The sequence below is a fragment of the Variovorax sp. HW608 genome (genome assembly GCF_900090195.1).
In the GTDB taxonomy this organism is placed as follows: domain Bacteria; phylum Pseudomonadota; class Gammaproteobacteria; order Burkholderiales; family Burkholderiaceae_C; genus Variovorax.
This window is the reverse complement of sequence record NZ_LT607803.1, coordinates 3,146,647-3,173,411: the sequence shown is the minus strand read 5'-3', so window position 1 is coordinate 3,173,411 and position 26,765 is coordinate 3,146,647. Positions and strand designations below refer to the sequence as shown.

Sequence of the window (26,765 nt, the reverse complement as noted above, 5' to 3'; positions counted from 1 at the left end):
GGAACCGGCTTTGCCGGGCCGCCGGTGTTGCCCCCTCGAAGGGGGTGCAGAGCCACACGAAGTGGGCGAGGCTGGGGGTGGTGTCATTACGCCAGCCACCGTTTCCTTCGCTTGTAGCTCTTGACGTCGCGGAAACTCTTGCGGTCCGCGCCTCCGACGCCAAGATAGAACTCCTTGACATCCTCGTTCTCGCGCAGGCTCTGCGCCTCGCCGTCCATCACGATGCGGCCGTTCTCGAGGATGTAGCCGTAGTCGGCATAGCGCAGCGCCATGTTGGTGTTCTGCTCGGCGAGCAGGAAGGTCACGCGCTCCTTCTCGTTCAAGTCCTTCACGATGCTGAAGACTTCCTCCACGATCTGCGGCGCGAGGCCCATCGAGGGCTCGTCGAGCAGCACCATGCTCGGGTTCGCCATCAGCGCGCGGCCGATCGCGCACATCTGCTGCTCGCCGCCCGAGGTGTAGGCGGCCTGCGAGCTGCGCCGCGTCTTCAGGCGCGGGAAGTAGGCGTAGACCTTCTCCAGCGTCTCGGCCACTGCGGCCTTGCCGTCGCTGCGGGTGTAGGCGCCGGTCATCAGGTTGTCCTCGATCGACAGGTGGGCGAAGCAGTGCCGGCCTTCCATCACCTGGATCAGGCCGCGCTTGACCAGCTCGGCCGGCGAGAGCGCCTCGATGCGCTCGCCGCGCAGCTCGATCGTGCCCTTGGTCACCGCGCCGCGCTCGCCCGCCAAGAGGTTCGACACCGCGCGCAGCGTGGTCGTCTTGCCCGCGCCGTTGCCGCCGAGCAGTGCCACGATGCCGCCTTCGGGCACCGTGAGCGACACGCCCTTGAGCACGAGGATCACGTGGTTGTAGATGACCTCGATGCCGTTGACGTCGAGAAGGACCTTGCGTTCGCTCATGGTGTTCCGAAGTGCGTTCTCTCGCTGGAACTCGTCAGGCGCCGCAGTCCGATGCGTCGCGGCGATTGAGTTTCTTCTCGCCCGCGTACTTCTCGCCGGCCGCCTTCACCATCGGCCTGATGATCTGCTCATCCGCCTGGTACCAGTCCGCGCCCACGTTCCATTTGCTGCCGTCCCAGGTCTCGATGCGCGCCCAGCTCGAACCCATGTGGTCCTGGCACGAGGTGCTGATCGGGCGCAGCACGCCCGCGAAGCCCAGCGCATCGAGCTTCTTCTGGTCGAGCGCGAGGTTCTCCAGACCCCAGCGCACCTGCTCGCCGTTCATGACCTTGCCCTTGCCGAAGCGCTCCTGCGCGCGCCGCACCGCCTCGATGCCGAGCATCTGGATGATCACGCCGCGCGTGTAGAGCACCGAGCCGACCTCGTCGCGCGGACCGCTGCCCTGGCCCTTGTCGTGCACGTTCTTGAGGATGTCCTGGATCACCTTCGGCTCGGTGCCCGAGGTGTTGAGCGCGAGCGCGTTGTAGCCCTTGGCATTGGCGCCGACGTCCTTCACGTCCGGCTCGGCGCCGGCCCACCACACGCCGTACATCTTCTCGCGCGGGTAGCCGGTGGCGACCGCCTCCTTGAGCGCGGTCGAGTTCATCACGCCCCAGCCCCACAGCAGAACGTAGTCGGGCCGTTGCTGGCGCACCTGCAGCCAGGCCGACTTCTGCTCGATGCCCGGTGCCGCCACCGGGATCAGTGTGAGCTCGAAGCCGTTCATCTTCGCGCGTTCCTGCAACAGCGGGATCGGCTCCTTGCCGAACGGCGAGTCGTGATAGACCAGCGTGATCTTCTTGCCCTTGAGCTTGTCGGCGCCGCCTTCCTTCTTCGCGATGTGCTGGATCAGGATGTCGGCGGCGGTCCAGTAGCTGCCCATGAGCGGGAAGTTCCACTTGAAGACATTGCCGTCCTGAGAGGCCGAGAGGCCGTAGCCCAGCGTCAGGAGCGGGATCTTGTCGGCTGGCGCCTTGTCGGTCAGCGCGAAGGTGATGCCGGTGGCCTGCGGATCGATCAGCGTCGCGCCCTTGTCCTTGAGGCGCTCATAGCACTCGACGCCCTTGTCGGTCGCGTAGCCGGTCTCGCATTCCTCGTAGCTGATCTTCACGCCGTTGATGCCGCCGGTCGCATTGATGAGCTTGATGTAGTCCTGTTTGCCGTTGGCCCATGGCGTGCCGTTGGGCGCGTACGGCCCGGTGCGGTAGACCAGCAGCGGGAAGAACTGCTCCTTGGCCTGTGCCTGCGCGAGCGCGGGTGCGAGCGATGCGGCGGTCAGTGCCGCGGCCAGGGCGAGCGATTTCAGTTTCATGCCAGTCTCCTGTGCGCCGGTCAAAACCGGCAAAGTGTTGTGAATGAAAGTTTCATACGTTGAAGGCTTAGCCAGCTACGGCGGCCCCGAGTCATGCGTGCACATCCGCGAGGGTGTGGGCGAAGCGTTGATAGGGGGACGAGCGGGCCGGGTATCGAGCCGCGTAATACATGCCCCGTGGCGACAGCTGCGGGTGGTCCGGGGTGCCGAGGCAGTAGGAGAATGCCGAAGGTCACACCGTCGCTGCCGCATTGGCGAGGCAGAGGCGGACCCCGCGCGGTCAAAGACCCCGAGCACGCACGCAAGCACTTTGTTCGGGAACCGGGAGATCCCGCGTCCTTCTGCGCAGCGCTGGGAAGCGCTGGCTGCAGAGCGCATCGTGAAGCCCAAGGGCGTACGACGATGAGCCACAGGCGCGGGAAGTCGGACTGCTGCGTAGTACCGAAGAAGCTGCCGAACAAGGCTGCGGGGGAAGCTCCTGCGGCGGCGGAGGTGGTGGAGGGAAGGCGGCAGGCCAAGGGAAATGCCATCGCGGCGCGCATGTCCCGCAGATCGGTGCGGGTCTATGACATGGGAACCGCGCTCGATGGCATACGACAGACGGCAAAGGGCCGTCGTGATGCGAGGTTCACGGGACTGCTGCATCACATCTACGCGGTCGAACGCCTGCGGGCGGCTTACCTCGCGCTCAAGCGCGACGCGGCCGCCGGGGTGGACGGCCAGACCTGGCAGACGTACGGACAGGACCTGGAGGGCAATCTCCTGGAGTTGTCCGAGCGGCTGGCCCGAGGGGGCTACCGGCCCCAGCCTGTGAAGAGGGTGTACATCGACAAGGCCGACGGCAGCAAGCGCCCGCTGGGCGTGCCGGCGCTGGAGGACAAGCTCGTCCAGCGTGCCACGGTCGAAGTGTTGAACGCCATCTACGAGCAGGACTTCCTCGGGTTCAGCTACGGCTTCAGGCCCGGGCGCAGCGCGCACAACGCGCTGGATGCCGTGGCGGTGGGTGTGGGCGCAAGGAAGGTGAACTGGATACTCGATGCGGACATCGCCAAGTTCTTCGACACGATCGAAAGGGACTGGCTGGTGAAGTTCATCGAACATCGCGTGGCTGACACGCGCGTGGTGCGGCTGATCAAGAAATGGCTGCACGCGGGCGTGCTGGAGGACGGCAGGCTCACGCAAGGTGAGTTGGGGACGGTTCAGGGCGGGAGCATCAGTCCGCTGCTGGCCAACATCTACCTGCACTATGCGTTGGACCTGTGGGTGAAGCAGTGGAGGGGGCGCCATGCCCGGGGTGACGTGATCGTCGTGCGCTACGCCGACGATTGGGTTGCGGGGTTCCAGTTCCGTGATGACGCCGAGCGCTTCCAGCGCGCGGTGGCCGAGCGGCTGGGCCAGTTCGGGTTGAAGCTGCATCCCGAGAAGACGCGGCTGATCGAGTTCGGGCGCTTCGCCCACGAGAACCGACGCCGCAAGGGACAAGGCAAGCCGCAGACCTTCGACTTCCTGGGGTTCACGCATTGCTGCGGGACGACCCGAAAGGGCAAGTTCATGGTCCTGCGACTCACCAGTGCCAAACGCCTGCGAGCCAAGCTGCAGGTGATCAAGCTCGAACTCAGAAGGCGCATGCACCAACCCATCCCGGAGCAGGGCCAGTACCTGCGGGCGGTGGTGACTGGGCATGCGCGCTACTTCGGCGTGCCGTGCAACGGCGCGCGGCTGAGGACATTCCGCCATCAGGTCGTCGGGCTGTGGCATCGCACGCTGTGCCGCCGCAGCCAGAGCCACGACCTGCCTTGGCGACGCATGTATCGCTTGATGGCGCACTGGCTGCCTGTCCCGAACATCTGCCACCCCTACCCGAACCAGCGTCTGATCGTCATGACCCAAGGCAGGAGCCGTATGCGGTAGCTCCGCACGTACGGATCTGTGGAGGGGGTGTTGGGTGACTGACATTCCTACTCTGACTGGGGGTTTTGCGAACGAGATCAATGCGGGAAGGGCCAGAGGCGCAGCTTCTCTTTGGCGGTGGACCAAAGGCGTGCCAGCCCGTGCGGCTCGACGATCAGGAAGAACACGATCAGCGCGCCGAAGATCATGAATTCGAGGTGCGACTGGAACGCGGTCGAGACGGGCAGCCCGAACCATCCCGGCAGGTTGTTGAGCAGGATCGGCAGCAGCACGATGAAGGCGGCGCCGAAGAAGCTGCCCATGATCGAGCCAAGCCCGCCGATGATCACCATGAACAGAAGCTGGAACGAGCGGTCGATGTTGAACGCGGCCGGCTCCCAGGTGCCCAGGTGCACGAAGCCCCAGAGCGCGCCCGCCACGCCGACGATGAACGAACTCACCGCGAAGGCCGAGAGCTTGGCGTACACCGGCCGGATGCCGATGACGGCGGCCGCCACGTCCATGTCGCGCATCGCCATCCACTCGCGGCCGATGGCGCTGCGCACGAGGTTCTTCGCCAGCAGCGCGAAGACGGCCAGCAGCGTCAGGCACAGCAGATACTTCTGTTCGGCCGTTTCGACCGGAAGGCCGAACAGGTTGAGCCCGGACACCGACACGGAGCCCGACGAAGAGTTGTTCGTGAGCCAGTTGATGCGCAGGAACGCCCAGTCGATGAAGAACTGCGCGGCCAAGGTCGCCACCGCGAGATACAAGCCCTTGATACGCAGGCTCGGAATGCCGAACAGCACGCCGACCGCGGTCGAGCACAGCCCGCCGAGCAGCAGCGAGAAGATCAGCGGCATGCCGTCGATGCGCACGTGGAAGTTGTAGGCCGCGTAGGCACCCACCGCCATGAACGCGCCGGTGCCCAGCGAGATCTGCCCGCAATAGCCGACGAGGATGTTGAGTCCGAGCGCGGCGAGCGAAAGGATCAAGAAGGGAATCAGGATCGCGCGGAACCAGTAGTCCGACGCGATCGCCGGCACCACCGCGAAGGCGAACACCAGCAGCACGAGGATCGCGATGCGGTCCTGCCGGATCGGGAAGATCTGCTGGTCGGCGCGGTAGGTCGACTTGAACTGGCCATTCTCTCTATAGATCATCTACGTGCTCCATCACGCCGCAACGCTTGAGCATGGAACCACCGATGCCAGGAATCCCGCGGAACCGGCTTTGCCGGGCCGCTGGGATTGCCCCCGGAGAGGGGGTGTCCGAACCACACGAAGTGGGTGAGGCTGGGGGTGAACAACATCGCTAGACTCGATCGATGATTTTTTCGCCGAACAGACCCTGCGGGCGAACCAGCAGGAAGACAAGCGCCAGCACGTAGGCGAACCAGATCTCGATCCCGCCGCCGAGCATCGGCCCGAGATAGATCTCCGACAGCTTCTCGCCGACACCGATCAGCAGCCCGCCGACGATCGCGCCCGGGATCGATGTGAGCCCGCCGAGGATCACCACCGGCAGCGCCTTCAGCGCCACCAGCGAGAGCGAGAACTGCACGCCGAGCTTCGATCCCCAGATGATCCCGGCCACCAGCGCCGCGAAGCCCGCGACCGACCACACGATGACCCAGATGCGGCTGAGCGGAATGCCGATCGACTGCGCGGCTTGATGGTCGTCCGCCACCGCGCGCAGCGCGCGGCCGGTCGAGGTCTTCTGGAAGAAGAGCGCCAGCACCACCACCAGCGCGGCGGCGACCAGCGCGGCGATCAGGTCCTCCTGGCTCAGCAGCAGCCCGCCCTGGAAGACGCTCTCCAGCACCATCAGCGGCTCCTTGGGCATGCCGACGTCGATCTTGTAGATGTCGTTGCCGAAGATCGACTGGCCGAGGCCATCGAGGAAATAGGCGATGCCCAGCGTCGCCATGAGCAGCGTGATGCCTTCCTGGTTGACCAGCTTGCCGAGCACCAGCCGCTCGATGAGCCATGCCACTGCGATCATCACCGCCATCGCCGCGAAGAAGGCCAGCAGGTTGGCGAGGATCTGGCTTTCGAAGCCCAGCCAGTGCGGGATCCATTCCGCGAAGCGCGCCATCGCCAGCGCCGCGAACAGCACCATCGCGCCCTGCGCGAAGTTGAAGACGCCCGAGGCCTTGTAGATCAGCACGAAGCCGATCGCGATCAGCGAATACAGCATGCCGACCATCAGGCCGCCGAAGAGGGTTTCGAGGAAGAAGCCCATGTCAGTGCTCCGTGGCGTTTGTTGGAAAACGCGGTGATGCGTTCGGGGTGCGTGGGGAGGACGCAGGGTGGTCCCCTCCGCGAATGTCCCCCGGCTTCGCCTCCTCCTTTATTTCGCTGCGAGGACCACCCTGCATCCTCCCCACGGGAAGCGCCGTGCTCTGCCCGCCGGTCAACCACGGCCGTGACGGATCGCGACGATGGTGTGCTCTGCGCAGCGAAATAAAGGAGGAGGCCGAAGGCCGGGGGACATTCGCGGAGCAGAGTACGCCGTCCGTGCGATCCCGCCCCCGCCCGTCGAACCCGCAATTGATGGGAGCGAGCGTCATTCCTAGTGCTCCGTTCCAAGATAAGCGCGGATCACATCCGGATTGCTGCGCACTTCATGGGGCGTCCCATCGCCGATCTTCTTGCCGTAGTCGAGCACCACCACGCGGTCGGAGATGTCCATCACCACGCCCATGTCGTGCTCGATCAGCACGATGGTGGTGCCGAACTCGTCATTCACGTCGAGGATGAAGCGGCTCATGTCCTGCTTCTCCTCGACGTTCATGCCGGCCATCGGCTCGTCGAGCAGCAGCACCTGCGGCTCCATCGCGAGCGCGCGGCCGAGGTCGACGCGCTTCTGCAGGCCGTAGGGCAGGCGCCCCACCGGCGTCTTGCGGTGCAACTGGATCTCGAGGAAGTCGATGATGCGCTCGACGAACTCGCGGTGCGCCAATTCCTCGCGCTCGGCCGGGCCCCAGCGCAGCGCCTGCGCGAGCAGGCCGCTCTTCATCTTGAGGTTGCGGCCGGTCATGATGTTGTCGAGCACGCTCATGCCCTTGAAGAGCGCGAGGTTCTGGAAGGTGCGCGCCACGCCCATCTCGGCGACCTGGCGCGAGTTCATGTGCCTGAAGTGCTGGCCGCGAAAGGTGATCGAGCCCTGCTGCGGCTGGTAGACGCCATTGATGCAGTTGAGCATCGAGCTCTTGCCCGCGCCGTTGGGGCCGATGATCGCGCGCACTTCATGTTCGCGGACGTTGAAGCTGATGTCGGTGAGCGCCTTCACGCCGCCGAAGCTGAGCGAAATGTTCTGCACGTCGAGGATGACGTCGCCAATCCTTCTCGCGCTCATGCTGCAGCCTTCATCGGCGCGAAGCGCTTGGCCTCGACGATCTTCAAGGTCGCGCTCACGGCGCCGGTGCGCCCATCCTCGAACTTCACCTGCGTCTCGACGAACTGCTCTTTCTTGCCACCGTAGAGTGCATCCACCAGCACCGCATACTTGCCTGCGATGAAGCCGCGCCGAACCTTGCGCGTGCGCGTCAGCTCGTCGTCATCCGGGTCCAGCTCCTTGTGCAGGACGAGGAAACGCGCGATCTGGGTGTCGGCCATGCCTTCCTCGGCCGCGAGATCGGCGTTGACCTTCCCGATGCAGTCGGCCACCAGCGCCAGCACCTCGGGCTTGCCCGCGAGATCGACATAGCCGCCGTACGGCAGCCCGCGCCGCTCGGCCCAGTTGCCCACGGCCTCGTAATCGATGTTGATGAAGGCGCAGACTTCGTCGCGCTCGTGGCCGAAGCACACCGCTTCCTTGATCTGCGGGAAGAACTTGAGCTTGTTCTCGATGTAGTTGGGCGCGAACATCGCGCCGGCGGCCCGGCCCTGCGGCGCGGCCATGCGGCCCACGTCCGTCGCGCGGTCGATGATGCGCAGGTGCCCTTCGGCGTCGAGCACGCCGGCGTCGCCGGTGTGGAAGAAGCCCTCGGCATCGAGCACCTCGGCGGTCGCATCGGGGCGCTTGTAGTACTCCTTGAGCACCGAGACGCCGCGCACCAGCACTTCGCCGTCCGGCGCGATCTTGAGCTCGATGCCCGGCGCCGCGCTGCCCACGGTCTGCAACTTGACCTTGCCGTCCTGCTGCAGGCACACATAGGCGCAGGTCTCGGTCTGGCCGTAGAACTGCTTGAGGTTGACGCCGATCGAGCGGTAGAAGCGGAACAGGTCGGGCCCGATCGCCGCGCCTGCCGTGTAGGCCACGCGGATGCGGCTCATGCCCAGCACGTTGCGCAGCGGACCGTAGACAGCCAAGTCGCCGAGCTTGTAGAGCAGCCGGTCGCCGAGGCTCACCTGCGCGCCGTTCAGGATGTCGGCGCCCACGCGGCGCGCGAGCGCCATGAACTTCGCATAGAGCCAGCGCTTGGGCGCGGCGGCGTCTTCCATGCGGATCGACACCGCCGTGAGCAGGCCTTCGAAGGTGCGCGGCGGGCCGAAGTAGTAGCTCGGGCCGATCTCGCGCATGTCGTTCATCACCGTCTCGGACGACTCCGGGCAGTTGAGCGTGAAGCCGCCGACCAGCCACTGCGCGACCGAGAACAGGTGGTCGCCGACCCAGGCCATCGGCAGATAGCTCATGATGTCGTCGCCGGGGCCGAGCCTGTCGGTCTCGACGCCGCCGCGGCCTGCCGCGATGAAGCTCGCATGCGTCTGGCACACGCCCTTGGGGCGGCCGGTGGTGCCCGAGGTGTAGAGGATCACCGCGACGTCGGACGGCTCGCCCGAGGCCACCGCGGCTTCGAAGGCGCCGGGGTTCGCCGCGTCCCATGCGCGGCCGAGCTCGCAGAGCTTCTGGTAGCTCATCAGTCCGGGCTGGTCGTAGTTGCGCAGCCCGCGCGGGTCGTCATAGACGATGTGGCGGATCGCAGCACCCTTGTCCTTCTGGATGTCGCGGCATTCCAGCAGCTTGTCCACCTGCTCCTGGTCTTCGGCGATCACGAATTCGACCGCGGCGTCTTCGAGCATGAAGACCATCTCGCCCGCCACCGCATCCTGGTAGAGCGGCACCGGCACGCCGCGCAGGCTCTGTGCCGCGACCATCGCCATGTAGAGATGCGGCCGGTTGGCGCCGACGATCGCGAGGTTGTCGCCGGCCTTGAAGCCCAGGCTCGCAAGCCCGCAGGCGATCTCGCGCACGTCGCGCGCGACCTGCGACCAGGTCCAGGTCTGCCAGATGCCGAGGTCCTTCTCGCGCATGGCGGGCGCCTCAGGCTGCCGCTGGGCATGGCCTTGCAGCAAACGGGGAAAGGTGTTGGCTGTGGTGGTCTGCACGATGGGGCGGACTGTAGAACCAACTTTGACGCCAGCTTGTCGTTACGACGACAATCCTAGGGACACTACTCCCCGGAGTTTCCCGATGCCCCAAGGCAAGGAAAGCGGCGCCTCCCAGCTCCGCGATCGCGTGCGGCCGGCCAGCGCCGAAGAGCTCGAGAACATCCCCTGGATGCACACGCTGACGCCCATCGAACGGCGCCGCGCCGAGTCCGCGGTGGTGGTCGGCGAGGCCGAGCCCGGCGACCTCGTCTGCCGCATCGGCCGGCCGCCGACCTACTGGTTCGGCGTCGTCGAGGGCCTGCTCAAGATGAGCAACGACAACGCCGACGGCACCTCGATGACCTACAGCGGCCTGCCGCCGGGCGGCTGGTTCGGCGAAGGCACGGCGCTCAAGCGCGAGCCGTACCGCTACAACATCCAGGCACTGCGGCGCAGCGTGGTGGCGGGGCTGCCGGTGGATGACTTCCACTGGCTGCTGGATCACTCCATCGGCTTCAACCGCTTCGTGATGAACCAGCTCAACGAGCGCCTGGGCCAGTTCATCGCGGCGCGCGAGGCGGACCGGCTCAACAACCCCGATGCGCGGGTGGCGCGCAACCTGGCGGCGCTGTTCAATCCGGTGCTGTTTCCGGGTGTCGGCCAACTGCTGCGCATCACGCAGCAGGAGCTGGCCTATCTGATCGGGCTGTCGCGCCAGCGCGTGAACGAAGCCTTGCGCACGCTGCAGGCGCAGGGCGCGATCCGGGTGGAATATGGGGGGCTCCGGGTGCTCGATCTCGCGGCGCTGCGCGCCAACGGGACGAGGAACTAGCGCGGCACGATTTCGCGCACCAGCTTGTCGTCGGCGTAGGGCCGCAGGTAGGCGGCGGTCTCTTCGACGGGGCAGTGGAGCCAGTCGTCGATCCAGGCATCGCGCAGCATCGCGGCGCGGCGCCGTTCCGGGCGCTCGGGCATGCCGAAGGTCAGCAGCGCGAAGCTTTCGACGCAGTCGCCGTTCGGTGCGCGCCAGCCGTTCCAGAGACCGGCCAGCGCGAGCGGCTCGCCGTCGGAGCGCGACACGCGCACCGCCGAACCGGGTTCCTCGCCATGCTGGAAGAGCGCATCCGCAAGGATCACGCAGCGATGGCCGCGCTTCCACGGCTGGTAGAAATTGCGCTCGGCGGCGGCGGTTTCGCTTCGCGCCTCGAAGGTCTCGGGGTCCTGTCCGTCCTTGGAGAAGAGCGGAATCAAGCCCCAGCGTCCGGGCGCGACCTCGAAGCGTTCGAGCTGGACCTGGCTGCTGGCGTCGGCGCGCGGGCGGCGCACGAAATGGCCCTGCTCGCCGGGTTGCACCACCATCGACGGCTGCGGCCGAAAGGAAATGCCGAAGCGCCGCGCGAAATGGCCGGGATCGCTCGCTGCTTGGTAGTGCGTGGGCATGTTCTGTCGAGGAAAGGCGGGCCAATTCTAGTCAGCGCCTGCCGGCACGCCGATACCATCAGAGGCACGGCAAATCCCGTCCGCAAGACCTTTCTCACGAAATCCGCCATGACCTCTTCGCACCTCACCGTCATCACCGGCGCTTCCCGGGGCCTGGGTCGCGCCATGGCCGAACAGCTTCTGCAGCCGGGCCGGCGCCTCGTGTGCATCTCGCGCCGCAGCGACGACCAGCTCGCCAGGCGGGCCCGCGAGGCCGGCGCCGAACTGGACCAGTGGGAGCTCGATCTCTCGGAGCCGGTGGCCGCTGCCGAGCGGCTTTCGGCATGGCTCGCCACGCTCGACGCCGCGTCTTTCGACAGCGCGACGCTGATCAACAACGCCGGCACCGTGGGGCGCATCCGCCCGTTGTCCGAAGCCGTGCCTGCGGAGCTGTCGCAGGCGCTGCGCGTCGGCCTCGAGTCGGCGATGCTTCTGACGGCGGCGTTCCTCGGCGCGACCAAGGGGTGGCGCGCCGAGCGCAAGGTGCTCAACATCTCTTCGGGACTCGGCCGCCACGCGATGGGCAGCCAGGCGCCCTACTGCGCCGCGAAGGCCGGCATGGACCACTTCTCGCGAGCCGTCGCCCTGGAAGAAAAAGGCCCGGGCGCCGCGAGGATCGTGTCGCTCGCGCCGGGCGTGATCGACACCGACATGCAGGTCCAGCTGCGCCAAAGCGAAGCGGACATGTTCCCGGACCGCGTGCGCTTCGAGCGCCTCAAGGCCGATGGCATGCTCGATTCGCCGCAATCCGCCGCGGCCAAGGTCCTGAAGTACCTGGACCGCGTCGACTTCGGCAGCAACCCGGTCGCCGACGTGCGCGATCCGGCCTGACGGTTTACTCGATCGTGGCTCCGGAAGCCTGGACGATGGCTTTCCACTTCTGGTAGTCGTTCTTGAGCAGCGTGCCGAACTGCTCGGGCGTCATGCTCTGCGGCTCGGCACCCTGGGCGATGATCGCGTCCTTCATCTCCTGCGTGGCCAGCAGCTTGTTCACCTCGGCGTTGACCTTGGCGACGATGTCCTTCGGCGTGCCGGCCGGCATGAACAGGCCATACCAGGTGCTGACGTCGAAGTCCTTGTAGCCCAGCTCGGCCACGGTCGGCACGTCGGGCAGCGAGCTGCTGCGGCGCAGCGAGGTCACTGCCAGCGGGCGCAGCTTGCCGGACTTGATCTGGGCCATCGCCGACGGCACCGAGGACACCATCAGGTCGACGTTGCCCGCGAGCACATCCATCATCGCGGCGTTCGAGCCCTTGTAGGGCACGTGCCGCAGCTTGATGTTGGCCGCGCTCTTGAAGATCTCGCCCGCGAGGTGAATCGTGGTGCCGTTGCCCGGCGAGCCATAGGTGATCGCATCGGGCTGCGCGCGCGCGGCGGTGACCACGTCGGCCAGCGTCTTGAACTTCGACTCGGTGCGCGTGACGATGATGACCGGCGTGTAGGCCACATGCGCGACGGCGACGAGGTCCCTGGTCGGGTCGTAGCTCAGGTTCTTGTAGAGCCAGGGCGCGACCACCAGGTTGTCCTTCTGGCCCATGACCATCTCGTAGCCCGAAGGCGCGGCGCGCGCCGCTTCGGCGATGCCGATGGTGCCGCCCGCGCCGGCGCGGTTGTCGGCCACCACGGTCCACTTGCTGGCTTCGGTGAGCTTGTTGGCCACCAGCCGCGACAGGATGTCGGTGCCGCCGCCGGGCGGGAAGGGCACCACCAGGCGGATGGGCTTCGCGGGATAGGTGTCGGCGTGTGCGGTGGCGGCAAAGGCCAGCGCCAGCGTGCAGAGGGTGAGCAGCTTTCGGATCATGGGTGTCTCGTCTTGAATTGGCGCCGTGTTCCGGCGCACGAAGCGCCGGAGTGTGCCGCAACGAGACCGCCCGAGCGCTCTCGATTCGAGATGACCGCCGTCTCGAATCGAGTTCAGTGGACGGTGGGCGGGCCGAGGTCCTCTTCGGGATCGACGTAGGCCGTGACGATCGGCGCTGCGCCGGGGTCCGCGCCGCGCGCATCCGCACGGCGCTGCAGCGCCTCGATGCCGGCCATCATGGCCGCGCCGTAGGTCGGCATCGGCCCCGCGGCCGCATCGATGGGCTTGCAGTCGGCGCCGTCCTGCTTCTGCAGCACCCAGTAGAAGTGGCCGGCGATGGGTTCGTCGACCACGAGTGCAATCGATTCGCTGTCCATGATGTTCCCTTTCCGCAGGTCGCGGAAAGAGGTTTTACGCATCCTGCGGAAGGCGGGGTATCAACGAAATCACACTGCAGCGCACGCCTTTGCAAAAGCGGCGGCTTGCGTGAAAAACGCAACGCGCGGGCGGCATGGCGCGCCGCATTTACGCCTTCTTTACGGGTCCGCATCGACTCTGTTCCCCCTTTTTACGCCGGCCTGCCGAGACTGCAGGCCATGTCTTGTACAGAGGAGTGAATCGAATGGACATCGTGTGGTTGGCTGCGCTGGCGGCTTTCTGGGCTGCCATGGTGGCGATGGTGGCCGGGCTCGTCAGGCTCGAAACGCCGCGGAGGGCACGGCCGTGATCAGCCTGGACATCCTCTATGGCTTTGGCGCCCTCGTCGCCGTGGTCCTGTTCGCGTACCTCGTGTTCGCGCTCATCTGCGCCGAGGAGTTCTGACCGTGAACGCCTCCGCCTGGGCCCTGCTGGGCCTCTACCTCGTGGTGCTCGGCGTGCTGGCATGGCCGCTCGGGCGCTATCTCGCCGCGATGTGCGAAGGGCGGCTGCCGGGCTGGATGCAGGCGGCCGAAGCGCCGCTCTACAGGCTCGCGGGCACCTCGCCCGATCGGTCGATGCACTGGCGCAGCTACGCGATCGCGCTGCTCGCGTTCAACACGCTCGGCGCACTGGCCGTCTATGCGCTGCAGCGCCTGCAGGCCTGGCTGCCGCTCAATCCGGCGGCCATGGCGGCGGTGTCGCCGGACTCGGCCTTCAACACCGCGGTGAGCTTCGTCTCCAACACCAACTGGCAGGGCTATACGCCCGAATCGACGATGAGCTATTTGACGCAGATGCTCGGGCTCGCGGTGCAGAACTTCTTTTCCGCCGCGACCGGCATCGCGGTCGCGTTCGCGCTGGCACGCGGCTTTGCGGCACGCAGCTCCGACGGCCGGGGCCTGGTCGGCAACTTCTGGGTCGACATCACGCGCATCACGGTCTGGCTGCTGGTGCCGGTCTCCTTCGTGCTGGCGATCTTCTTCGTCGGCCAGGGCGTGATCCAGAACTTCGATGGCTACAAGACCGTGACCACCATCGAAGCCACGGCCTACCAGAATCCCAAGTTGGACGCCGCAGGCCAGCCGCTCAAGGACGCCGCGGGCAATCCGGTGACGGAAGACGCGAGCACCACGACGCAGACGCTCGCGATGGGCCCGGTGGCTTCGCAGGAGGCCATCAAGATGCTCGGCACCAACGGCGGCGGCTTCTTCAATGCCAATTCGGCGCACCCGTACGAGAACCCGACCGCGCTCGCCAACTTCGTGCAGATGCTGGCGATCTTCCTGATCCCGGCCGCGCTGTGCTTCGCGTTCGGCCGCGTGGTCGGCGACCTGCGCCAGGGCTGGGCGGTGCTGGCCGCGATGACGCTGATCTTCGTCGCCGCGGTCCTCGTGGTCATTCCGGCGGAGCAGGCCGGCAACCCGCTCCTGGGTGCGCTCGGCGCGGACCAGGCGGCGAGCGCGCTGCAATCCGGCGGCAACATGGAAGGCAAGGAAGTGCGCTTCGGCATCGCGCCGTCGGGACTCTTCGCCGCCATCACCACCGCGGCCTCGTGCGGCGCGGTGAACGCGATGCACGACTCGTTCACGCCGCTCGGCGGCATGGTGCCGATGGTGCTGATGCAGCTCGGCGAGGTGGTCTTCGGCGGCGTCGGCACCGGGCTCTACAGCATGCTGATTTTCGCGATCCTCGCGGTGTTCATCGCGGGGCTGATGATCGGCCGCACGCCGGAGTACCTCGGCAAGAAGATCGAGATCCACGAGATGAAGCTGAGCTCGATCGCGATCCTCGTCACGCCGATCCTCGTGCTGGCTGGCGCCGCCCTCGCCGTCATCGCGGACGCGGGCAAGGCGGGCATCGCCAATCCGGGCGCGCATGGCTTCTCCGAGATCCTCTACGCGCTCACCTCGGCCGCCAACAACAACGGCAGCGCCTTTGCCGGCCTCTCGACCAACACGCCCTTCTACAACGGGCTGCTCGCGGTGGCGATGTGGTTCGGCCGCTTCGGCGTGATCGTGCCGGTGCTCGCGATCGCGGGCGCGCTGGCGGCCAAGAAGCGCATCCCCGTCACCGCGGGGACCATGCCCACGCACGGGCCGCTGTTCGTGGCGCTGCTGATCGGCACCGTGCTGCTGGTGGGCCTTCTGAACTACGTGCCCGCGCTGGCACTCGGGCCGGTCGTCGAGCACCTCGTGCTCTGGAAGTGATGAACAAGATGAAAACGAAGATCTCGCTCTCCCTGTTCGATGCCGCGCTCGTCAGGCCGGCTCTCTGGGCCGCCGTCACCAAGCTGAGCCCGCGCGTGCAATGGCGCAATCCGGTGATGTTCATCGTCTACATCGGCAGCATCCTGACGACAGTGCTGTGGGTGCATTCGCTGGGCTATCCCGGCGACACCGGCATGTCGCCGGCCTTCGTGCTCGCGGTGTCGATCTGGCTGTGGTTCACGGTGCTGTTCGCCAACTTCGCCGAAGCGCTGGCCGAGGGCCGCAGCAAGGCGCAGGCCGCTTCGCTGCGCGGCCTGCGCAAGGACACCTGGGCCAAGAAGCTGGCCGACCCCCGGCACGGCGCCAAGTGGCTGCCGGTGAAAGCGACCGACCTGCGCCGCGACGACGTGGTGCTGGTCGAGACGCACGACGTGATCCCGCTCGACGGCGAAGTGATCGAAGGCGTGGCCTCGGTCGACGAGAGCGCGATCACCGGCGAATCCGCACCGGTGGTGCGCGAATCGGGCGGCGACTTCTCGGCCGTCACCGGCGGCACGCGGGTGCTGTCGGACTGGCTCGTGGTGCGCATCTCGGTCAACCCGGGCGAATCCTTCCTCGACCGCATGATCGGCATGGTCGAGGCCGCCAAGCGCCAGAAGACGCCGAACGAGATCGCGCTCACCATCCTGCTGGTGGCGCTCACGATGGTGTTCCTGGTCGTCACCGCGACGCTCCTGCCCTACTCGGTGTTCAGTGTCGGCGCAGCGGGGGCGGGCACGGTGGTGTCGCTCACCGCGCTGGTCGCGCTGCTCGTGTGCCTGATCCCGACCACCATCGGCGGGCTGCTCTCGGCGGTCGGCGTGGCCGGCATGAGCCGCATGATGCAGGCCAACGTGATCGCCACCTCGGGCCGCGCGGTCGAGGCCGCGGGTGACGTCGACGTGCTGCTGCTGGACAAGACCGGCACCATCACCCACGGCAGCCGGCAGGCCAGCGCCTTCATCACGGCGCCCGGCGTGTCGCAGGAGCGCCTTGCGCGCGCCGCGCTGCTGGCATCGCTGACGGACGAGACACCCGAGGGCCGCAGCATCGTGGAACTCGCGCGGCGCGGCGGCACCGCCGATGCGCCGGTGCAAGGCGCGCATGTCGTGCCCTTCACCGCGCAGACGCGCATGAGCGGTGTCGATCTTCCGGCGCCATCGAACAGCCTCGATGCGCATCCGACCGTGCTACGCAAGGGGGCGGTGGATGCAGTGCGCCGCCACATCGAAGCGCTCGGCGGCATGATGCCGGCCGTGCTGGTGGATGCGGCGGACGCGGTCGCACGGCGCGGCAGCACGCCGCTCGCGGTGGCCGAGGGCGAGCGCGTGCTCGGCGTGGTCGAGCTCAAGGACATCGTGAAGACCGGCATCCGCGAACGCTTCGCCGAACTGCGCCGCATGGGCATCAAGACGGTGATGATCACCGGCGACAACAAGCTCACCGCCGCGGCGATCGCGGCCGAGGCGGGCGTCGACGACTTCCTCGCCGAAGCCACGCCCGAGGACAAGCTCAGGCTGATCCGCGGCTACCAGGCCGACGGCCGGCTCGTCGCGATGACCGGCGACGGCACCAACGATGCGCCCGCGCTCGCGCAGGCCGACGTGGCGGTCGCGATGGGCAGCGGCACGCAGGCCGCGAAGGAGGCGGGCAACATGGTCGATCTCGATTCGAATCCGACCAAGCTGCTCGAAGTGGTCGAGACCGGCAAGGCGCTGCTGATGACGCGCGGCTCGCTCACCACCTTCTCGATCGCCAACGACGTGGCGAAGTACTTCGCGATCATCCCGGCAATCTTCGTCTCGACCTATCCGCAGCTGGGCGCGCTCAACGTGATGCGGCTCGCGAGCCCGTCGTCGGCGATCCTGTCGGCGGTGATCTTCAACGCGGTGGTGATCGTGTTCCTGATCCCGCTCGCGCTGAAGGGCGTGCGCTATCGGCCGGTGGGGGCGGCAGCGCTGTTGCGGCGCAATCTGGCGATCTACGGCCTGGGCGGCCTGATCGTTCCCTTCATCGGCATCAAGCTCATCGACTGGCTGCTCGTCGCGGTCGGACTGGTCTGAGGACATCCCCATGAAAGACATCTTCCGTCCCGCCATCGTGCTCTTCGTGCTGCTCAGCGCGATCACGGGCATCGTCTATCCCTTCGTCGTGACCGGCGTCGCGCGAACCGCGTTTCCCGCGCAGGCGGGCGGCAGCCTCGTCCTGCGCGACGGCAAGCCGGTCGGCTCGACCTTGATCGGCCAGAACTTCAGCGACCCCAAGCACTTCTGGGGCCGTCCTTCGGCCACCGCACCGATGCCCTACAACGGCGGCTCGTCGGGCGGCGCCAACCAGGGGCCGCTCAATCCGGCGCTCGCGGACGCGGTCAAGGCCCGCATCGAGGCGCTGCGCGCGGCCGACCCGGGCAACACGGTGCCGGTGCCGATCGACCTGGTCACCGCCTCGGCGAGCGGCCTCGATCCGGACATCAGTCCGGCCGCCGCGCGCTACCAGGCGCCCCGCATCGCGCGTGCACGCAACCTGCCGGTGGAGCAGGTGCTGGCGATGATCGATGCACGCAGCGAGAAGCCCGTGTTCGGCCTGTTCGGCGAACCGCGCGTGAACGTGCTGGCGCTGAATCTCGCACTCGATGCGCAACCCGCGCCCTGATCCATGGCATAAGCTGCGTCGCCTGACCCGATGAACGACGACGCCCGCCCCGACCCCGACGTGCTGCTCGCGCAGTGGCACGCGGAAGAGGCGCGCGCGCGGCGGGGCCGGCTTCGCATCTATTTCGGCGCCAGTGCGGGCGTCGGCAAGACCTGGGCGATGCTGAGCGCCGCGCAGCGCGAGCGCGCCGCCGGCCGCGACGTGGTGGTCGGCATCGCGGAAACCCATGGCCGCAGCGAGACGGCGGCGCTGCTCGGCGGGCTGGACGTCCTCCCGCTGCGCGAGGTTGGGCATCGGGGCCGCACGCTCGCCGAGTTCGATCTCGATGCCGCGCTGGCGCGCAAGCCGGCGGTGCTGCTGGTCGACGAACTCGCGCACACCAACGCGCCCGCCTCGCGCCACGCCAAGCGCTGGCAGGACGTGGAGGAACTGCTCGCTGCCGGCATCGACGTCTGGTCGACGCTCAACGTCCAGCATCTGGAAAGCCTCAACGGCACGGTCGGCGCGATCACCGGCGTGCGCGTGCACGAGACGGTGCCCGACTCGGTGCTCGACGAGGCCGACGAGGTGGTGCTGGTCGACGTCACGCCCGACGAGCTGACCGCGCGGCTCGCGGCCGGCAAGGTCTACGTGCCGCAGCAGGCCGAGCGCGCGGCGCAGAACTTCTTCCGCAAGGGCAACCTGATCGCGTTGCGCGAGATCGCGCTGCGCCGCACCGCCGAGCATGTGGAGGACGACGTGCGCAACTGGCGCATCGAGCAGTCCGGCCCGCGCGGCGATTCGGGTCCGCCGGCCTGGAACACGTCCGGCGCGATCCTCGCCTGCGTCGGTCCCGACGAAGGCGCTGCGCAGACGGTGCGCAGCGCCGCGCGGCTGGCCGGCCAGCTCAACGTTCGCTGGCATGCGGCCTATGTCGAAACGCCGCGTCTGCAACGGCTCGATGCGGCCCGGCGCGACCGCATCCTCGCGGTTCTCAAGCTCGCCGAAGGGCTGGGTGCGGAGACCGCGGTGCTGACCGGCGAGGACATCGCCGCCGCGCTCGCGGGCGAGGCGCAGCGCCTCAACTGCGCCACGCTGGTCGTCGGCCGCGCGGCGCCCGCGACCGGCTGGGCGCGCTGGTGGCCGGCGCCTGCGCTCGCGCGCCGGCTTGCGCGCGACGCGCCGGGCCTCGACATCGTCGAAGTCGGGCGCGTCGAGAGCTCGCGGCGGCTGCCCGACGGGCCGGTGGGTGCGCGGCGTGCCGATTCGCCGATGGAAGACCGCCCCCGCGCGCGCTGGCCCGCCTATGCGTGGGCGGTCGCGATCAGCATCGCGGTCACGCTGCTGGCGGCGCCGCTCGTGGGCGTGCTGGAGCTTTCCAACATCGTGATGCTGTTCCTGCTCGGCGTGGTCGGTGTCGCGATGCGCTTCGGCCGTGGTCCGGCGGCGCTGTCGGCGCTGCTCAACGTCGCGGCCTTCGATTTCTTCTTCGTCCCGCCGCGCCTGTCGTTCGCGGTGGGCGATATCCAGTATGTGCTGACCTTCGCGGTGATGCTCGCGGTCGGCCTGCTGGTGGGCCAGCTCACCGCGGGGCTGCGCTTTGCCGCGAGCGTCTCGGCGAGCCGCGAACGGCGTGCGCAATCGCTCTTCGAACTGACGCGCGAGCTGTCCGCGGCGCTCGAAAGCAGCCAGGTCGCGGCGCTCGGTGCAGCGGCGGTACAGGGGCATTTCGGCGGCCGCGCGCTGGTGCTGTCGACCGACGCGAACGACCGGCTCGTGATGCCGCCGGATGCCGCGCCCGGCTTCGACGCCAGCGTGGCGGACTGGGCCTTCCGCCACGGGCAACCCGCCGGCCTCGCCACCGCCACGCTCGCCGCACAGCCCTGGCACTACGTGCCGCTGAAGGCGCCGATGCGGGTGCGCGGCGTGCTCGCGCTCGAACCGGCGCAGCCGCACTGGCTGCTGATCCCCGAACAGGCGCAACAGCTCGACACGCTCGCGCGGCAGATCGCGATCGCGCTGGAGCGTGTGCACTACGTCGACGTCGCCCAGCAGGCGGTGGTCGAGATCGAATCGGAGCGCCTGCGCAATGCGCTGCTCGGTGCGATCTCGCACGACGTTCGCACGCCGCTGACGGCGCTGATCGCGCTCGCGGAATCGCTGCAGACGCTGCCCGAAGGCGGCGAGCAGCGCGAGGCGGCGCGCGCGATCGTCCGGCAGGCGCATCAGCTGCATGCCCTGGTCAGCAACCTGCTGGACATGGCGCGCCTGGAAAGCGGCATCGAGGGCGGCGCGGTCAACCTGCGGCGCGAGTGGCAGTCGGTCGAAGAGGTGGTGGGCTCCGCGATCCGCGCCGTGCGGCCGGCGCTCGGCGACATGGCGGTGCAGACCGATCTGCCGCCGGACCTGCCGCTGGTCGAGTTCGACGCGGTGCTGATCGAGCGCGTGCTGGTCAACCTGCTGGAGAACGCGGCCAAGTACGGTGCGCCGCCTGTCGTCGTCGGTGCGCGTGCGCCCGAAGGCTCGCTGGTGCTCGGCGTACGCGATCACGGCCCGGGCCTGCCGGCTTCGCTGAAGGGCCGCGAGCAGACGCTGTTCGACAAGTTCACGCGCGGCCAGGCCGAATCGGCGACGCCGGGCGTCGGGTTGGGGCTTGCCATCTGCAAGGCGGTTGTGAACGCGCACGGCGGGCAGATCGCGGCCGCGAATGCGGAAGGCGGCGGTGCAGAATTCACGGTCACGCTGCCGCGTCGCCCCTCGCCTGAACCCGTCGAAATCCCGCTCTGAAGCCATGCCCAGCCCCACCGCCATCGTGATCGAGGACGAGCCGCAGATCCGCCGTTTCGTGCGCGGCGCGCTGGAGGCCGAAGGCTGGCTGGTGCATGAAGCCGGCACCTTGCGCGATGGGCTGGCGGCGGCCGGTACGCGCCAGCCCGATCTGCTGGTGCTCGATCTCGGATTGCCCGATGGCGACGGCGTGAGCCTCATCCGCGACGTGCGCGGCTGGTCGGGCGTGCCGATCATCGTGCTCTCGGCCCGCAGCGACGAGGCCGACAAGATCGCCGCGCTCGATGCCGGCGCCGACGACTATCTCACCAAGCCTTTCGGCACCGGCGAGCTGCTCGCGCGCGTGCGCGCCAACCTGCGCCGGCCCCGCACCGCGGTCGGCAACGACGAGCCCGAGCCGGTGTTCCGCTTCGGCGAGGTCGAGGTCGATCGCACCGCGCGGCTGGTGCGGCGCGCGGGCGTGCAGGTGCATCTCACGCCGACCGAGTACCGCCTGCTGTCGGTGCTGGTCGCCAATGCCGGCCGCGTGCTCACGCAGCGCCAGCTGCTGCGCGAGGTCTGGGGGCCTTCGCATGGCGATCAGAACCACTACCTGCGCATCTACATGGGCCACCTGCGGCAGAAGCTCGAAGCCGATCCGGCGCAGCCACGCCATCTGATCACCGAAACGGCGGTGGGTTACCGGCTGGTGGCCTGACGTACGCGCACCAGCAGCACGATCGCCACACCGCCGAGCACGAGCACCGACGCGACCAGCAATCTGAGGCTCGCGGATTCGCCGAGAAAAGCCACGCCGCCGAAGGCCGCGATCACCGGCACGCTGAGCTGCACCGTCGCGGCGCTGGTCACCCGGAGCTCGCGCAGCGCCGCATACCAGATCACGTAGCCGAGCCCCGAGGTGAGTGCGCCCGATGCGATCGCATAGGCGACGCCCGCCGGGCTCCAGCGCATCGAGGACAGCATCGCGGCGCTCACCGCGAGCGCCATCGGCGCGGAACGCGCGAAGTTGCCGGCCGTCACCTGCGTCGGATCGCCGGCGCCCTTGGCGCGCAGCGAATAGACGGCCCACGAGATGCCCGCGACGATCATCAGCAGCGCGCCGTCCAGCGGCGGGGCGGCAATTCCCGGCAGCAGCAGGAAGACCAGCCCGCCCACGGCCAGCGCAAAGCCGATCGCCTGCGAGCGTGTGAACCTCTCGCCCTTCGACAGGCCCCATCCGATCATGCTGATCTGCACCGCCGCGAACAGCAGCAGGGCACCCGAGCCGGCCGGCAAGCTGATGTAGGCGAAGGAAAACGCCTCGGCGTAGGCAAACAGGGCCAGCGCCGAAAGCCATCCGCCCGCGAGCCGCCGGGGCCGTGCGGCGGCCTGCCGCGATGCGATCAGCCAGAGCACCAGCGCGCCCGACGCCAGCCGCACCGACGTGAAGCTGGCGGCATCGATGCCGGCGTGCTGCAGCGCGACGCGGCACAGCAGCGAGTTGCCGGCGAAGGCCAGCATGGCGACCGAAGTGAGGACGACGATGTTCATCGAGGCGGCGCGGCAGCGAGGACGCGAGGAGCTGAGGCAGCGATTGGAACATCCCCCGCATGGATGGCGGAAAATCGCCGCAACCCGAGTCCGCCGATCCCCATGCCCGACACCCCCGCACCTTCCCGCCTCAACAAACGCATGGCCGAACTGGGCCTGTGCTCGCGCCGCGAGGCGGACGACTGGATCGCCAACGGCTGGGTCAAGGTCAACGGCCAGGTGGCGGAGATGGGCGTCAAGGTCACGCCGGCCGACCGCATCGAGGTCGACCGCAAGGCGCAGAACCAGCAGCAGCAGCAGGTGACGATCCTGCTCAACAAGCCGGTCGGCTACGTGAGCGGACAGGCCGAGGACGGGCACGACCCGGCGGTGGTGCTGGTCAACTCGCGCACGCACTGGCGCGAGGACACGAGCCGCATCCGCTTTTCACCGCCGCAGCTGCGCGGACTGGCGCCGGCGGGGCGGCTGGATATCGATTCGGTGGGGCTGCTGGTGCTCACGCAGGACGGCCGCGTCGCGCGCCGCCTGATCGGCGAGGACTCGGACATCGAGAAGGAATACCTGGTGCGCGTGTCCTATGGCACGGTCGCGCAGGACGTGCAGGCCGCGTTCCCGCGCGAGCAGCTCGCGAAGCTGCGCCACGGCCTCGCCCTCGACGGCCAGGCGCTGAAGCCCGCGCGCGTCGACTGGCAGAACCCCGAGCAGTTGCGCTTCGTGCTGACCGAAGGCAAGAAGCGGCAGATCCGCCGCATGTGCGAGCTCGTCGGGCTCAAGGTGGTGGGACTCAAGCGCATCCGGATCGGACAGGTGATGCTGGGCCATCTGCCGGTGGGGCAGTGGCGGTATCTGGGGCCGCACGAGCGGTTCTAGGCGCGGCCCGGCAGCGCCGAGGCTAGCCAGCCCCAGCATTCCGGCACGCGTCGGCCGATTCGCAAGCCAGAAACTGGCCTGCCCAATACACAGGCCCGAAAAGCGGGGTTCGCCCGACTCGGCTGATGCAGGGGCGGCGGCGACCATCGGTCACAGCAGATGGTCGCCGCGCAGTGACGTCAACGCGAAGACGACGCGGCAGTGATCATTTCGACACCTCGAAGCCTTGTGCTTCGAGCGCCGCCACCGCTGCGTCATGGTCCTGCTGCGCGTTGCCGCCCGAGATGCCGATGCCGCCGGCGATCTTGCCGCCGACGACGATGGGCACCCCACCGCCGACCGCCATGACGCGCGGATGCTGGGCGAGCGGCGCAGTCGCGGGCTGCGCGACGACCTGGTTCCAGACCTGGGTGCTCAGACCGAACGACGCGGCCGTCCACGCCTTGTCGATCGCCACGCCGGCCGTGAGGAAGGGAGCACCCTCGGCCCGCTCGAAGGCCACGAGATGGCCACCAGCGTCGGTCACGGCGATCGCGAGTTCGATCCCGATGTCCTTGCCGGCTTTGCGCGCGGCCGCAACCAGCGCGAGGGCGCCGTCCCGGGTGATCGAGGCGACAGGCGTAGTAGACGTATGGGAGATTTGCGACATGGATCTATCCTGGTTTAGTGAATGAGGAAGAGAAGATTGGCGACGACGTGGGTGAGGCTCAGAACCCCTCCAGCACCACCTTGCCAATCGATTTGCCCGTCTCGACGAGCGCGTGTGCCTTCGTGAGGTTGGCTGCGTTGATCGCGCCGACAACGGCATTGGCGGTCGTGCGAAGTTGTCCGGCATCGACCAGCCTGGCGATTTCACCGAGCAGGCGGCCCTGCTCATGCATGTCGCTCGTGGTGTAGAGCGACCGGGTGAACATCAATTCCCAATGAAGCGAAATCGACTTGGACTTCAGTGCCATCGGATCGAGCCCCTTCGGGTCGTCGATGAGGCCGAGCGCGCCTTGAGGTTTGAGGCTCTGGATGATTTGCGGGTAGTGCACCTCGGTATGCGTCAGCGAGGCGACGTAGTCGACCTCACCGATGCCAGCGGCCTTCAACGCGTCGGCCAGCGGCTTCTCATGGTCGATCACAGCGTGCGCCCCGAGCGTGAGGCACCAATCGCGGGACTCGGGCCGCGACGCGGTGGCGACGACTCGCAGCTTGGTGAGGCGTTGCGCCAGCTGGATCAGGATCGAGCCGACACCTCCGGCGCCGCCGACGACAAGCAGCGTCTGGCCCTCGCCGCCACCCTTGGGGACGCGCAGCCGGTCGAACAGCAGCTCCCACGCGGTGATCGCGGTCAGGGGCAGTGCTGCTGCCTGCGCGTCGGGCAGCGAGGAAGGTGCCTTGGAGACGATACGTGCGTCGATGGCGTGCAGTTCGCTGTTGGCGCCGGGTCGATCGATCGCCCCGGCGTACCAGACCCTGTCGCCGATGGCGAAGCCTTGCGCTTGCGCACCCACCGCCTCGACGATCCCGACGGCGTCCCATCCCAGCACGCGAGCCTGGCCGGCCGGCGGCGGCGAGCCTTTGCGCACTTTCGTGTCAACCGGGTTGACGGACACGGCCTTTACACGAACCAGCAAGTCGTGGGCCGTGGTCTGAGGTACGGCCAGCTCGAGATCTTCGAGCGCGTTGGGGGCCTCGATGGGCAGGTTCTTGCGATAGCCGACAGCTTTCATGTTGATGCTCCTGTTGAGTGGTTGCGTCGTGGGAAGAACTCTACGCTTTCAAACTGGACCTGATAAGATCGCCAACGATGGCTTCTGTTTCAAATGAAAATTGAAAATATCGACGACCTCCAGGTGCTGCTGCACGCAGCCCGCGGCGGTTCGCTCAGCGCGGCGGCACGCGCGCTGAACATCACGCCTGCTGCGGCCAGCGCGACCCTCAAGCGTCTCGAGGCGCAACTTCGCACGCGGCTCATGGAGCGGTCCACCCGTGCGATGCGCCTGACCCAGCCTGGCCAGATCCTGGTGGAGTACGCAACTCGAGCCATCGAGTTGCTCGCCGAAGGCGAAGCTCAGATGGACATGGAGCGCGGGGCGCTGTTGGGGACCATACGCGTGGCGGCGCCTTCAGATCTCGCGCGTGCAGTGCTGTTGCCCATGTTCGATGAGTTCCTGCGTCTGCACCCCGGTGTGAAACTCGTGCTCAACGTCGGCGACCGTGTCCTGGATGTTCTGCGAGACGAAGTCGACATCGCGCTTCGCTACGGTGTGCTTGCCGACTCACGCCTGGTGGCGCGTACGCTGACTCACGCCAGGACGATCCTGACGGCGTCGCCGGCGTACCTGAAGGAACGCGGCACACCTCGATCACCGATGGATCTGGTCGACCACAACTGCATCGCGTTCATGCGCGCTGGGCGGCCTTTCCAGACCTGGCGGTTTGGCCGGGATGGTCAGTGGACAACTGTGCGGGTCAGCGGAGACCGGACAGTCGACGATGCATCGCTGGCTCACGATTGGGCGGTCGCCGGGGCAGGAATCATCCTGAAGACCGAGGTGGAACTGCGACATGATCTGCGCCGCGGAACGCTCGTGCCGCTGCTGACCGAATGGGAGACGGAGCCTTACCCGCTTCACGCGCTGCTGCCCAGCGGTCGGTTCGTTCCCAATCGCGTCCGAACGCTGGTGGATTTCTTGGCGGAAAGATTCGCAGCTATGTAGAGCAGTTTCGAGACCCGATCCCAGCAGAAGCTGGCCATGTGCCGCGACCGCCCGTCGGCGCTCTCATGCAGGGCTAAGAAAACAAGCGTAGCCTCGACGCACTTGTGTTTTCGACCCAAGGAGCCCCGGTGCGCGCATTGCTCGTGGAAGACGACGAAATGATCGGCCGCAGTCTCTCGCATGCGCTCGACAATGCCGGCTGGTCGGTGGACTGGGTGCGCGACGGCGCCTTGGCCCACAGCGCGCTGGCCGACGGCGGCTACACCTGCGTGCTGCTCGATATGGGGCTGCCCAAGCTCGACGGTACCGAGGTGCTGCGCCGCGCCCGCAAGCGCGGCGATGCGACGCCGGTGCTGGTGCTGACCGCGCGCGACGGGCTCGACGACCGCATCGAGACGCTCGACCTCGGCGCGGACGATTACCTGCTCAAGCCCTTCGAGCTGCGCGAATTGCTCGCGCGCATGCGTGCTGTGGTGCGGCGGCGCGACGGCGCGGCGCATTCGGTGATCGGCACCGCCACGCTGCAGCTCGACCTCACCACGCGCGACGTGGTCGTCGACGGCGTGCGCGAGGTGCTCACCGCACGCGAGTTCGCGCTGCTGCACGCGCTCCTGGAGCGGCCCGGCGCGATCCTCTCGCGCGAGCAGCTGGAGGGCCGCATCTACGGCTGGGGCGAGGAAGTCACGAGCAACGCGATCGACGTGCTGATCCACGGCATGCGGCGCAAGCTCGGCGCGGAGGCGATCCGCAACGTGCGCGGCCTCGGCTGGCGCGTCGTGCCGGCGTGAGCCCCCGCCCGGCCGCTCCGAAGGGGGCTCGCACCGCAGCGCGAAGCGCG

The 26,765-nt window shown here is 67.8% G+C and carries 24 protein-coding genes; 12 read left to right on the top strand and 12 right to left on the bottom strand.

The window, feature by feature from the left end:
- Nucleotides 1–86: 86 nt before the first annotated feature.
- Both VAR608DRAFT_RS14830 and VAR608DRAFT_RS14825 read right to left on the bottom strand, forming a co-directional pair.
- Nucleotides 87–899 (bottom strand): ABC transporter ATP-binding protein, encoded by an 813-nt coding sequence (locus VAR608DRAFT_RS14830; protein WP_088954748.1) that lies wholly within the window; start codon nt 897–899, stop codon nt 87–89.
- A gap of 34 nt (nt 900–933) precedes the next feature.
- The gene (locus tag VAR608DRAFT_RS14825) at nt 934–2,250 is read right to left on the bottom strand and encodes an ABC transporter substrate-binding protein (RefSeq protein WP_088954747.1); all 1,317 of its coding nucleotides are present in this window, start codon (nt 2,248–2,250) and stop codon (nt 934–936) included.
- Nucleotides 2,251–2,652: 402 nt separating this feature from the next.
- Between VAR608DRAFT_RS14825 and ltrA the strand changes: the two genes are divergently transcribed.
- Nucleotides 2,653–4,161, top strand: coding sequence for a group II intron reverse transcriptase/maturase (gene ltrA / locus VAR608DRAFT_RS14820; RefSeq protein WP_231973458.1), 1,509 nt, complete (start codon nt 2,653–2,655; stop codon nt 4,159–4,161).
- Nucleotides 4,162–4,238: 77 nt separating this feature from the next.
- On the opposite strand, the gene VAR608DRAFT_RS14815 is transcribed toward ltrA, so the two are convergent.
- From VAR608DRAFT_RS14815 to VAR608DRAFT_RS14800, 4 genes are all read right to left on the bottom strand, one after another.
- Nucleotides 4,239–5,303 (bottom strand): branched-chain amino acid ABC transporter permease, encoded by a 1,065-nt coding sequence (locus tag VAR608DRAFT_RS14815; protein ID WP_088954746.1) that lies wholly within the window; start codon nt 5,301–5,303, stop codon nt 4,239–4,241.
- A 151-nt stretch (nt 5,304–5,454) separates the two neighbouring features.
- Nucleotides 5,455–6,384, bottom strand: coding sequence for a branched-chain amino acid ABC transporter permease (locus tag VAR608DRAFT_RS14810; protein WP_088954745.1), 930 nt, complete (start codon nt 6,382–6,384; stop codon nt 5,455–5,457).
- Between the two features lie 330 nt (nt 6,385–6,714).
- Nucleotides 6,715–7,500, bottom strand: coding sequence for an ABC transporter ATP-binding protein (locus VAR608DRAFT_RS14805; protein ID WP_088954744.1), 786 nt, complete (start codon nt 7,498–7,500; stop codon nt 6,715–6,717).
- Entirely contained in the window at nt 7,497–9,473 is a 1,977-nt protein-coding gene (locus tag VAR608DRAFT_RS14800) for an AMP-dependent synthetase/ligase (RefSeq protein ID WP_231973517.1), read from the bottom strand. Before VAR608DRAFT_RS14800 ends, VAR608DRAFT_RS14805 begins: the two co-directional genes overlap by 4 nt.
- Nucleotides 9,474–9,558: 85 nt before the next feature.
- On the opposite strand from VAR608DRAFT_RS14800, the gene VAR608DRAFT_RS14795 reads away from it, so the two are divergent.
- Entirely contained in the window at nt 9,559–10,287 is a 729-nt protein-coding gene (locus tag VAR608DRAFT_RS14795; protein WP_088954742.1) for a Crp/Fnr family transcriptional regulator, read from the top strand.
- On the opposite strand, the gene VAR608DRAFT_RS14790 is transcribed toward VAR608DRAFT_RS14795, so the two are convergent.
- Nucleotides 10,284–10,895, bottom strand: a complete 612-nt coding sequence (locus tag VAR608DRAFT_RS14790; RefSeq protein WP_088954741.1) for an SOS response-associated peptidase family protein — start codon at nt 10,893–10,895, stop codon at nt 10,284–10,286. The genes VAR608DRAFT_RS14795 and VAR608DRAFT_RS14790 overlap by 4 nt on opposite strands.
- 108 nt (nt 10,896–11,003) lie before the next feature.
- On the opposite strand from VAR608DRAFT_RS14790, the gene VAR608DRAFT_RS14785 reads away from it, so the two are divergent.
- Nucleotides 11,004–11,765, top strand: coding sequence for an SDR family NAD(P)-dependent oxidoreductase (locus tag VAR608DRAFT_RS14785; RefSeq protein WP_088954740.1), 762 nt, complete (start codon nt 11,004–11,006; stop codon nt 11,763–11,765).
- A 4-nt stretch (nt 11,766–11,769) separates the two neighbouring features.
- On the opposite strand, the gene VAR608DRAFT_RS14780 is transcribed toward VAR608DRAFT_RS14785, so the two are convergent.
- Nucleotides 11,770–12,735 (bottom strand): Bug family tripartite tricarboxylate transporter substrate binding protein, encoded by a 966-nt coding sequence (locus VAR608DRAFT_RS14780; protein WP_088954739.1) that lies wholly within the window; start codon nt 12,733–12,735, stop codon nt 11,770–11,772.
- A gap of 113 nt (nt 12,736–12,848) precedes the next feature.
- Complete coding sequence (locus VAR608DRAFT_RS14775) at nt 12,849–13,112, bottom strand: hypothetical protein (protein WP_088954738.1); 264 nt, start codon at nt 13,110–13,112, stop codon at nt 12,849–12,851.
- Nucleotides 13,113–13,458: 346 nt separating this feature from the next.
- On the opposite strand from VAR608DRAFT_RS14775, the gene kdpF reads away from it, so the two are divergent.
- Genes kdpF through kdpE form a run of 6 tightly spaced genes read left to right on the top strand, consistent with a single transcriptional unit; the run spans nt 13,459 to nt 21,516 of the window.
- Nucleotides 13,459–13,557 (top strand): K(+)-transporting ATPase subunit F, encoded by a 99-nt coding sequence (gene kdpF, locus VAR608DRAFT_RS14770; protein ID WP_088954737.1) that lies wholly within the window; start codon nt 13,459–13,461, stop codon nt 13,555–13,557.
- Nucleotides 13,558–13,559: 2 nt separating this feature from the next.
- On the top strand, nt 13,560–15,362 hold the full coding sequence (gene kdpA / locus VAR608DRAFT_RS14765; RefSeq protein ID WP_088954736.1) for a potassium-transporting ATPase subunit KdpA: 1,803 nt from the start codon (nt 13,560–13,562) through the stop codon (nt 15,360–15,362).
- Nucleotides 15,362–17,464, top strand: a complete 2,103-nt coding sequence (gene kdpB / locus VAR608DRAFT_RS14760; protein WP_088954735.1) for a potassium-transporting ATPase subunit KdpB — start codon at nt 15,362–15,364, stop codon at nt 17,462–17,464. Before kdpA ends, kdpB begins: the two co-directional genes overlap by 1 nt.
- A gap of 10 nt (nt 17,465–17,474) precedes the next feature.
- Complete coding sequence (gene kdpC, locus VAR608DRAFT_RS14755; RefSeq protein ID WP_088954734.1) at nt 17,475–18,053, top strand: potassium-transporting ATPase subunit KdpC; 579 nt, start codon at nt 17,475–17,477, stop codon at nt 18,051–18,053.
- Nucleotides 18,054–18,083: 30 nt separating this feature from the next.
- Nucleotides 18,084–20,819 carry a DUF4118 domain-containing protein gene (locus VAR608DRAFT_RS14750; RefSeq protein ID WP_088954733.1) on the top strand — a complete coding sequence of 912 codons (2,736 nt, stop codon included), beginning with the start codon at nt 18,084–18,086 and terminating at the stop codon, nt 20,817–20,819.
- 4 nt (nt 20,820–20,823) lie between these two features.
- A complete protein-coding gene (gene kdpE / locus VAR608DRAFT_RS14745) occupies nt 20,824–21,516 on the top strand; it encodes a two-component system response regulator KdpE (RefSeq protein WP_088954732.1) in 693 nt (230 codons plus the stop codon).
- Here kdpE and VAR608DRAFT_RS14740 read toward each other — a convergent pair.
- Entirely contained in the window at nt 21,498–22,349 is an 852-nt protein-coding gene (locus tag VAR608DRAFT_RS14740; RefSeq protein ID WP_088954731.1) for a DMT family transporter, read from the bottom strand. The two genes, kdpE and VAR608DRAFT_RS14740, sit on opposite strands and share 19 nt — an antisense overlap.
- Nucleotides 22,350–22,451: 102 nt before the next feature.
- On the opposite strand from VAR608DRAFT_RS14740, the gene VAR608DRAFT_RS14735 reads away from it, so the two are divergent.
- Nucleotides 22,452–23,219, top strand: a complete 768-nt coding sequence (locus tag VAR608DRAFT_RS14735; RefSeq protein ID WP_088958795.1) for a pseudouridine synthase — start codon at nt 22,452–22,454, stop codon at nt 23,217–23,219.
- Between the two features lie 205 nt (nt 23,220–23,424).
- Here the strand turns inward: VAR608DRAFT_RS14735 and VAR608DRAFT_RS14730 are convergent, their stop codons facing one another.
- Together VAR608DRAFT_RS14730 and VAR608DRAFT_RS14725 are read right to left on the bottom strand one after the other, a co-directional pair.
- Nucleotides 23,425–23,868 carry a GlcG/HbpS family heme-binding protein gene (locus VAR608DRAFT_RS14730; RefSeq protein WP_088954730.1) on the bottom strand — a complete coding sequence of 148 codons (444 nt, stop codon included), beginning with the start codon at nt 23,866–23,868 and terminating at the stop codon, nt 23,425–23,427.
- Nucleotides 23,869–23,926: 58 nt separating this feature from the next.
- Nucleotides 23,927–24,937: a zinc-binding alcohol dehydrogenase family protein gene (locus VAR608DRAFT_RS14725; protein WP_088954729.1), complete on the bottom strand. Its 1,011-nt coding sequence runs from the start codon at nt 24,935–24,937 to the stop codon at nt 23,927–23,929.
- Nucleotides 24,938–25,030: 93 nt separating this feature from the next.
- Here VAR608DRAFT_RS14725 and VAR608DRAFT_RS14720 point away from each other — a divergent pair, with 93 nt between their 5' ends.
- Together VAR608DRAFT_RS14720 and VAR608DRAFT_RS14715 are read left to right on the top strand one after the other, a co-directional pair.
- Nucleotides 25,031–25,927 (top strand): LysR family transcriptional regulator, encoded by an 897-nt coding sequence (locus VAR608DRAFT_RS14720; RefSeq protein WP_088954728.1) that lies wholly within the window; start codon nt 25,031–25,033, stop codon nt 25,925–25,927.
- A gap of 128 nt (nt 25,928–26,055) precedes the next feature.
- On the top strand, nt 26,056–26,715 hold the full coding sequence (locus VAR608DRAFT_RS14715; RefSeq protein ID WP_088954727.1) for a response regulator: 660 nt from the start codon (nt 26,056–26,058) through the stop codon (nt 26,713–26,715).
- Nucleotides 26,716–26,765: the final 50 nt, after the last annotated feature.